Origin of the sequence: Cupriavidus sp. SIMBA_020 (assembly GCF_046535395.1) — a bacterium.
Taxonomy (GTDB): domain Bacteria; phylum Pseudomonadota; class Gammaproteobacteria; order Burkholderiales; family Burkholderiaceae; genus Cupriavidus; species Cupriavidus campinensis.
This window is the reverse complement of record NZ_JAWRWU010000865.1, coordinates 1-262: the sequence shown is the minus strand read 5'-3', so window position 1 is coordinate 262 and position 262 is coordinate 1. Positions and strand designations below refer to the sequence as shown.

General features: G+C 61.1%; 1 pseudogene. It reads right to left on the bottom strand.

Going from position 1 to position 262, the window contains the following annotated elements:
• Positions 1–262: pseudogene (locus SB751_RS31860) on the bottom strand (MFS transporter); the annotation flags it as partial.

Genomic DNA, 262 nt, shown 5'->3' with positions numbered 1-262 from the left:
CGGGGCCATGAAGTACATCCAGGTCAGGGCAATGAAGTACATCGCCGGGATCAGGGTGAACAGCAGGGTGTAGTTGTTGTTGGTCACGGTCAGGATGTGGCCGACGATCTGGGTCATGAACATGCCGCCGATGGCCGCGCACATGCCGCCGAAGCCGAACACTGTGCTCATCATGTGCTTGGGCGTGTAGTCCATCACCAGGCTCCAGATGTTGGCGGTCCAGGCCTGGTGCGCGCCGATCCCCAGGGAGATGGCGAACACG